Origin of the sequence: uncultured Winogradskyella sp. (genome assembly GCF_963975125.1) — a bacterium.
Taxonomy (GTDB): domain Bacteria; phylum Bacteroidota; class Bacteroidia; order Flavobacteriales; family Flavobacteriaceae; genus Winogradskyella.
In genome coordinates, this window is sequence record NZ_CAXBGB010000011.1 from 37577 (window position 1) to 44927 (window position 7351).

A 7351-nucleotide genomic window follows, 5' to 3' on the forward strand; every position below is an offset into this window, starting at 1 on the left:
TTTCTGTTCTTATTTAAAATTAATAATGGAAATGTTCACTTTCCTTAATAAATGGATTTCCTTTTGCCAGTAATGGGTATTTGCCAAGTGCTTTAAACACAATAAGTATAAATACCCCTCCAAATAGTAATACTGCGCCTATTTCTGGAACACCTATAAACCATCTATCACCAACTGTTCCAGGCATAATCATATTGAAAATATCTACATAGTGACCACATAGAATTACAATACCTGCCATAACAACAAACCAAGGAATACGTTTGTAATCACTATTCATTAATAATAATAGCGGGAATATAAAGTTCATTGCTACCATACCAAAGAATGGTAAATTATAATCTTCAATACGTGTTACGAAGTAAGTTACTTCTTCTGGTATATTTGAATACCAGATTAACATGAATTGTGAAAACCATAGGTAGGCCCAGAAAATACTGAAACCAAACATAAATTTAGCTAAATCGTGAATATGGCTATCATTTACATATTCTAATAAGCCTTTAGATTTTAAGTAAATCGCAATCATCGCAATCACAGTTATACCACAAACAAGCATACCTGATAATACATACCATCCAAATAAAGTACTAAACCAGTGAGGATCTACACTCATTATCCAATCCCAAGACATTATTGATTCTGTATAGATGAAGAATACTAAGAATGCTGCAGAAATTCTGAAGTTCTTTTTAAAGTTTCTATTGTCGTTTACATCGGCATTATCTTGCGCAACCGAAAACTTTCTAGAAAAATATCTATATAAAGACCAACCTCCTAAGAAGATAATACCTCTTATAAAAAACCATGGTTTGTTTAACCAACTCTCTTTACCTTGAATTAGAGCATCATGAGCTAGAACATCTGGATCTAACCAAACAAATAAATGCTTATCTGCTAAAAATGCAATAGCTAAAACTATTAATCCACCAGGAAATACATAAGTCGTAATACCTTCCATTACTCTAAATAATACAGGCGACCAACCAGCTTGAGATGCGTGTTGAACGGCATAAAAGGCTAATACACCTAAGGCAATCATAAAGAAAAAGAATGCTGCTACATATAATGCAGACCATGGTCTATTATGTATTTTATGTAGTTCATGTTCTTCATGAGTCATTTTATGTCCATCTTCAACATTACCTTCTTCACCATGACTTTCTTCAACCTGAGCAGCAGATTCACCATGAGCTTCAACTGCATGCGCGTCACCATGATCGACTTCATTAGCAAGAAACTCAGTTATGTTGTCTTCATTATAGCTCTGAGAGTCTATAAAGCCATAACCAACACCTAATGATCCTATGACAATTAAGATGATAGCCCCTATTTTTAATCGATTTGAAATTTTATATTCCATTTATATAATCTTTATCTAAATCTTATTTTTCTAAATCAGTTTTTAGCTTTTCAACATAAGCTACAACTTGCCAACGTTCAGTTTCGTTCAATTGGTTAACATAAGAACCCATAGTATTCTTACCGTAATATATAACATGGTAAATACTACCTGCTGTGATTGCTCTACCTGCATCATCATAGCCAGGAACTCCTAATATTTTTTCGCGCTGAACCAATTTACCCTGACCATCACCTTTAGTGCCATGACAAATACCACAATAAATATCATATAGTATTTTACCTTCAGTAAAATTAACTTGTTTAGAATCTAAAGGATTATTCAATGTTGTCTTAGCATATTCATAACCTTCCATTGTGTTCTTAATTTCGAATGGCAAAGGCTGATTTCTAGGAATTGTTCCTTCTGCAGGAATTTGTGCTTCAACACCACTTGCGAATGCATCAGATTCTTGATAAGCCTCATAACCAACAGACTCGTACATATCTGGCATATACTGGTAGTTTGGTCTTGAGTTCTTTTGACAAGAAACAAAACTTACTAGCAAAATAAGTACTACAGATATTTTAAGTATAGCTTTCATATTAATGTTCATCTTCTTTATCAATAATATTAATCTCAACTGCACCAGTTTCCTTTAAAAGAGATGCTAATGATTCTTCATTGTTGTGCACAGCTACTTGCATTAAAAAATGGTCATCAGTAGTTCTTGGATCAGGGTTTTCAGCTTTTTTAAATGGCCACATTCTACTGCGCATATAAAACGTCATAACCATTAAGTGTGCTGCAAAAAACACGGTCAACTCAAACATAATAGGCACAAAAGCTGGGCAATTTTCCAAATAACTAAAGCTTGGCTTTCCACCTATGTCTTGAGGCCAATCTTCTATCATCATATAGTACATCATCCAAATAGCTATAATCAACCCAAAACAGCCATATATAAAAGACGTTATGGCTATACGTGTTGGTGCTAGTCCCATAGCTTTGTCTAGCCCATGAACTGGAAACGGTGTGTAAATTTCTTCGATATGATGTTTTTCTGCCTTAACCTTTTTAACGGCTGACATTAACACATCATCATCTGTATAAATAGCATGAATTACTTTTGAAGCTTCCATAGACTATATTAGTTGTTTAATAATATTTTAGCTTGCCCTGACCAATCATCACGTTCTGCTCTTCCTGGGAAAGAACCTGTAATTGAATCTAACAAGTCATATTCTTTTTTGGTCATCTTACTAACCTGAAGAAATGAGTAAACACCTATACTGTTTAGTACTTCTTCCATTTTAGGCCCTATACCATTGATAATTTTTAAATCGTCTGCTGTTTGTGTCGCTGTATTAAAAGCACCAATGCTACCTAAGAGGTCATTTACTTTAACAGAATTATCTCCCGAATGCTCCTCAGTATTAGTAGGTATTGTTACATTGGCAGAAATCGAATTTGATGTTCTAACATCTGCTCCTGTACCTACTAAACTATCACCACGTTCTCTAATTTTCTTATAACGCTCACCTGAAGATTTCAATATTGTTTTTACTTCTGCTTGGGCAATTACTGGGAATGTACGAGCATACAATAAGAATAACACAAAGAAGAAACCTATAGTTCCAATAAAGATACCTATATCAACAAATGTTGGTGAGAACATTGTCCAAGATGATGGTAAGTAATCTCTATGCAACGATGTTACAATAATTACGAAACGTTCAAACCACATACCAATATTTACAATAATTGAAATAAAGAATGAGAACATGATACTTGTTCTTAATTTCTTAAACCACATAAATTGTGGAGAGAGCACGTTACAAGTCATCATAGACCAATAAGCCCACCAGTAAGGACCTGTTGCCCTGTTTAAAAATGCGTACTGCTCATATTCTACACCAGAATACCAAGCAATAAATAACTCAGAGATATATGCCACACCAACTATAGATCCTGTAATCATGATTACAATGTTCATTAATTCTATGTGCTGCACTGTAATATAATCTTCAAGGTTACATACTTTTCTCATAATAATAAGAAGCGTGTTTACCATTGCAAATCCTGAGAATACTGCACCAGCAACGAAGTAAGGTGGGAATATCGTTGTATGCCAACCTGGAATTACCGATGTTGCGAAATCAAACGATACAATAGTATGTACAGAAAGTACTAAAGGTGTTGCCAAACCTGCAAGTACCAAAGACACTTCTTCAAAACGTTGCCAATCTTTTGCTCTACCGGACCAACCGAAGCTTAATAAAGAATAGATTTTCTTTTGAAAAGGCTTAACCGCTCTATCTCTAATCATAGCAAAATCTGGTAATAAACCTGTCCACCAGAATACCATTGAAACCGATAAATACGTAGAAATAGCGAATACATCCCAAAGCAATGGTGAATTAAAGTTTACCCATAACGACCCAAATTGGTTAGGAATAGGTAATACCCAATACGCCAACCATGGACGACCCATGTGAATTATTGGAAACAAACCTGCTTGGATTACAGAAAAAATGGTCATTGCTTCCGCTGAGCGGTTAATTGCCATTCTCCATTTTTGACGGAAGAGTAGTAGTACTGCAGAAATCAGTGTTCCTGCATGACCAATACCAACCCACCATACGAAGTTAGTAATATCCCAAGCCCATTCTACGGTTTTGTTTAGACCCCAAGTTCCAATACCTGTAGATACAGTATAAATAATACAACCTATTCCCCAAAGGAATGCGACCAAAGCAATACTGAAAACAATCCACCATGCTCTATTGGCTTTACCTTCTACGGGTTTAGCGACATCAACAGTAACATCGTGATACGATTTTTCTCCGGTTACTAAAGGTCTTCTAATAGGTGCTTCGTAATGAGACGCCATAATTATATAATTGTTTCTTAAATTTAATTTATGCTTTTGATGTGTTTCTCACTTTTGTTTGATAAATAACGTTAGGTTTAGTGCCAACGCTCTCTAACAAGTGATACATACGATCATCTTCTTTTAATGCTGCAATCTTACTGTCTTTGTCATTAACATCTCCAAACACCATAGCTCCGTTTCCACATGCTGCAGAACAGGCCGTTTCAAATTCTCCATCTTTAATTTCTCTACCATCTCGCTTTGCATCCAAAATAGTTTTTTGTGTCTTTTGAATACACATAGAACATTTTTCCATCACACCACGAGAACGAACAGTAACATCTGGGTTTAATACCATACGGCCTAAATCGTCATTCATGTAGTAATCAAACTCATCATTCTTATTGTATAAGAACCAGTTAAAACGACGTACTTTATAAGGGCAGTTATTTGCACAGTATCTTGTACCTACACAACGGTTATATATCATTTGACTTTGACCTTGACGACCGTGCACAGGTGCGCCAACAGGGCAAACTGTTTCGCAAGGTGCATGGTTACAGTGCTGGCACATTACAGGTTGAAATGCAACTTGTGGATTGCTTGCTCCATGCTCCATTTCCCTTAATGCTTGTTTTTGTCCTGTAAACCAACCTTCAGCATTTTCTTTCTTTTCGTTATCCCCTTCAAATGTATCTTCTGAAGAATAATATCTATCAATACGCAACCAATGCATATCTCTACTTCGTCTGATTTCAGACTTACCAACAACTGGTACGTTATTTTCTGCGTGACATGCAATGACACAAGATCCACAACCTGTACAAGCATTTAAATCAATTGATAAATTGAAATGGTGACCAATTGAACGGTCAAACTCATCCCATAAATCTACATCTGGAGATGTTATTGGGGTTTCCACATGATTTAAGGATACTTCTGGAACTTTATTCCAAACACGTTTACCCTTTGTGTTAAATATCTCTAAACTTGTTTCTTTAATGATATCTCCACGACCCATCAGAGTATTATGCAATTGGACACATGCAAATTCGTGTTCACCAGATGCTTTTTCAATATTAACGCTCTGTGCTGTATTGAAATTTTGGTATAATGGATAAGCATTAACACCAGTTTGCATTTCTATTTTTTGACCTGCAGTTCTACCATAACCAAATGCCATACCGACAGAACCTTTAGCCTGTCCTGGTTGAATAATTACTGGCACATTAGAAACTGTGACATCATTAACCGTGACATTTGCATAACTACCATTAAGACCTCCATTAGCAACATTTTTATGTACAAAGCCCATAGCATCAGCATCAGCATTAGATACTGTAAGGTAATTATCCCAAGATGTTCTTGTTATAGGATCAGGGAATTCTTGTAACCAAGGATTATTTGCTTGTTGACCATCACCTAAACCAACTTTAGTATAAAGTGATAATTCCATAGCACTGCCTTTAACAGATGCTGCTAAATCTCTTGCAGCATTTCCACTCGGCGTTTTAACTTCTTCTTCTGTATTTAATGAAGCAGAAGCTTCTGTAGTTACTGTGTTTGATGCTATAAAAACACCATCTTGAACAGCTTCATTAAATGAAGAACCATTGAGAATATCAGCAGTCCAAACCGATTTAAGATAATCTCTATATGATGTGCCATTTCCATTCCATGCTAAAAGCACTTCTTGAAATTGTTTTGTATCAAATAATGGTCGAATAGTTGGTTGCATCATTGAATAATGACCAGACTTCATTTCTACATCACCCCAAGATTCTAGGTAGTGAGGTGCTGCTGCTATATATTGACAATTTGTTGACGTCTCATCTTGTTTCATTGAGAACGCAATAGATAAATCTGTTTTCGCTAAACCTTCAGCAAAATCATTAGCGTTTGGCAATGAATATATTGGGTTAACACCATTCATAATAATAGCTCCAACTTTACCTGCCTTCATATCAGAAACTAATTGCATGACTGCATTATCGTTTCCTTGTCTTGTTTTTATTGTAGTCTTAGGATCAAATGCTTTACTATTTAAGTATTCATTTAATTCTAAAACAACAGCTTGTGCATTTACATCTTGAATGCCAGTAACTACAACTGCATTACTGCCTGCTAAACTTAATTCTTTAGCTGCAGCCTTAATTGCTTTATCTAATCCTTCAGGAAGATTTACATCACCTACCGAATTCCCAGTAACGTAGCTATATAATTTAGCTAATGCTAATTTTTGCTCACTTGGCTTTAACGGTACACGCATATCCGCATTTGCTCCGGATAACGACATATTAGATTCAAACTGTATATGTCTAGACATTTTTCCATGATCCGGAACCCGTTTAGTTGAGTAGCCCGAATCAAATCCTCCACCATGCCAATCTCCTAAGAAGTCTGCACCAACAGAAACAATAGTCATTGCTTTAGAGAAATCATAATTAGCAAGACCTCTTGAGCCGTATTTGGCTTGATAAGCATCTAAGCCAGCTGATTCTGAAATAGCATCATAAGTTACATGACGCACATTACCATACTTTTCTTTAAACTCTGCAATTAATTTATGTGTAGATGGACTTGCTAAAGTTTGTGTTAAGAATACAACTTCCTTGCCGTCTTTTAGTCCATTTAATTTAGAAGTCGTTTCAGACATAAATGTATCCCAAGAAATAGCTGTCTCACCTTTCATTGGCGATTTAACCCTAAGACTATCATACAGCCCTAAAACTGAAGCATTTACTCTAGCGTTTGCAATACCATTAGCACCAGCATCAGTATTGTTTTCAATCTTAATTGGCCTTCCTTCTCTAGTCTTCACTAAAACACTAGCAAAATCAAAACCATCTGCAATTGTTGTTGCATAATAGTTGGCCACACCAGGAACAATCTCTGTTGGTTGCACTACATAAGGAATTGATTTAATTACCGGCCCTTCACAAGCTGCTAAAGACGCAGCTGCTGTACTAAAACCAACGTATTTTAAGAAATCACGACGCGATGTAGATGAAGATTCTAATACTTCTTTATCTCCTAAAAATTCATCTGTTGGAATTTCTTCCACAAATTCATTTTGTTGTAGCGTCTCAACAATAGAGCTATTTTCGTTTAGCTCTTCAACACTTTTCCAGTAT

General features: G+C 35.7%; 5 protein-coding genes. All 5 read right to left on the reverse strand.

Annotated features, from left to right (window positions below):
• Positions 1–19 precede the first annotated feature (19 nt).
• A complete protein-coding gene (locus tag AAC053_RS03090; protein WP_339752657.1) occupies positions 20–1363 on the reverse strand; it encodes a quinol:cytochrome C oxidoreductase in 1344 nt (447 codons plus the stop codon).
• A gap of 22 nt (positions 1364–1385) precedes the next feature.
• On the reverse strand, positions 1386–1946 hold the full coding sequence (locus tag AAC053_RS03095) for a cytochrome c (RefSeq protein WP_339752660.1): 561 nt from the start codon (positions 1944–1946) through the stop codon (positions 1386–1388).
• Between the two features lies 1 nt (position 1947).
• On the reverse strand, positions 1948–2484 hold the full coding sequence (locus AAC053_RS03100) for a DUF3341 domain-containing protein (protein ID WP_339752663.1): 537 nt from the start codon (positions 2482–2484) through the stop codon (positions 1948–1950).
• Between the two features lie 8 nt (positions 2485–2492).
• On the reverse strand, positions 2493–4235 hold the full coding sequence (gene nrfD, locus AAC053_RS03105; RefSeq protein WP_339752666.1) for an NrfD/PsrC family molybdoenzyme membrane anchor subunit: 1743 nt from the start codon (positions 4233–4235) through the stop codon (positions 2493–2495).
• A 28-nt stretch (positions 4236–4263) separates the two neighbouring features.
• Positions 4264–7351 (reverse strand): TAT-variant-translocated molybdopterin oxidoreductase (locus AAC053_RS03110; RefSeq protein WP_339752669.1); only part of this gene is annotated, 3088 nt, incomplete at its 5' end.